Here is a 1748-nt window from a genome sequence, read left to right as displayed (position 1 = left end):
GCGCTTTTCCTCGAGCGTGGGCGATTCGAGGTCGACCCAGATCGGCTGGAACTTGGAAAGCTCCTCGAGCGCCTCGATCTCTTCCTGGACAAGGCGGCCGTTGGCAAGCGTAAAGATATTGAGCATGGGCTCACTCCCGTGAAATGGCTGAGGCGATGGGGCGAGGGGAGGGGTGCTTTCAATCCCCGGGCCCGGGCGTCAGGACGCGGGAGTTGAAAGCTGCCGAGACGGTGCGGTTTCCATGATGCGGTCTCCAGTTGCAGCGAGCGGCGATTATGTCATCGGCCATGTGACGGCAGGCCCTCCGATCTGGATGGACATACAGTAAAGTCGCGGGCATGCAGACCGCTGCGCTCCCCGCTTTTTCCGCCACCGGTGCCACCCAGGCCGAGCGCCTGGCCGCGGCGCTCTCGGCGCTCAACGACGAGCAGCGCGCCGCCGTCGAGCACGGCGTCGGCACGCTGACGGCCGGGCGCGACGAGCGGCCGCTGCTGGTGATCGCCGGTGCGGGCTCGGGCAAGACCAGCACGCTGGCGCACCGGGTGGCGCACCTCATCGCCGGCGGCGTCGATCCGCAGCGCCTGCTGCTTCTGACCTTCTCGCGCCGCGCGGCGCAGGAAATGGAGCGCCGCGCGGGCCAGGTGCTGGCGCGCGTGCTCGGGCTCAAGTCCGACAAGCCGCCCGCGCTGCCCTGGGCCGGCACTTTCCACGGCATCGGCGCGCGCCTGCTGCGCGAATACGCCGCGCACATCGGCCTGAACGACCACTTCACGATCCACGACCGCGGCGACGCCGAGGACCTGATGGGCCTGGTGCGCCACGAGCTCGGCCTGTCGTCGAGCGTGAACCGCTTTCCGCGCAAGGGCACCTGCCTTTCGATCTATTCGCGCTGCGTCAACACGCGTGCCCCGCTGGCCGAGGTGCTGGCCGAGGCCTTTCCGTGGTGCGCCGAATGGGAAGCCGAACTCAAGCGCCTGTTCGGCGCCTACGTCGAGGCCAAGCAGCAGCAGAACGTGCTCGACTACGACGACCTGCTGCTCTACTGGGCCGGCATGGTGGCCGAGCCCGCGCTGGCGGCGCTGGTCGGCGAGCGCTTCGACCACGTGCTGGTCGACGAATACCAGGACACCAACCTGCTGCAGGCCTCGATCCTGCGGGCGCTCAAGCCCGATGGCCGCGGCGTGACGGTGGTGGGCGACGATGCGCAGTCGATCTACTCGTTTCGAGGCGCAACGGTGCGTAACATCCTCGACTTTCCGTCGCAGTTCTCGCAGGCTGCACGCGTGGTCACGCTGGAGCGCAACTACCGCTCGACCCAGCCGATTCTCGATGTCTCGAACCGGGTCATTGCACAGGCGGCCGAGCGGCATGCCAAGACGCTGTGGACCGACAAGCCCTCCGCCGGCCGGCCGCAGCTGGTGCTGGTGCCCGACGAGGCGCAGCAGGCCGTCTGGGTGGCGGACAAAGTGCTGGCGCACCGCGAGGGCGGCCTCGCGCTCAAGTCGCAGGCGGTGCTGTTCCGCGCCGCCACGCACAGCGCGCCGCTCGAGCTCGAACTGGCGCGCCGCAACATCCCGTTCGTGAAGTACGGCGGCCTCAAGTTTCTCGAGGCCTCGCATGTGAAGGACCTGCTCGCGGTGCTGCGCTTCGCCGAGAACCCGCGCGGCCGCATGGCGGGTTTCCGCGTCACGCAGCTCATCCCGGGCATCGGGCCGGCCACGGGCGCGCGGCTGCTCGATGCCATGGAC

The 1748-nt window shown here is 68.9% G+C and carries 1 protein-coding gene and 1 pseudogene; one reads left to right on the top strand and one right to left on the bottom strand.

Annotated elements, in window-relative coordinates; all coding sequences use genetic code 11:
• Positions 1-126 (bottom strand): annotated as a pseudogene (locus AC1DOC_RS32375) (magnesium transporter CorA); the annotation flags it as partial.
• A gap of 212 nt (positions 127-338) precedes the next feature.
• Between AC1DOC_RS32375 and AC1DOC_RS32370 the strand changes: the two are divergent.
• A partial coding sequence (locus tag AC1DOC_RS32370) for an ATP-dependent helicase (RefSeq protein WP_478131410.1) occupies positions 339-1748 on the top strand: 1410 nt, incomplete at its 3' end.

The sequence above is a fragment of the Variovorax sp. 01T439_2 genome (assembly GCF_056398445.1).
This window is presented reverse-complemented; position numbering and strand designations above follow the sequence as displayed.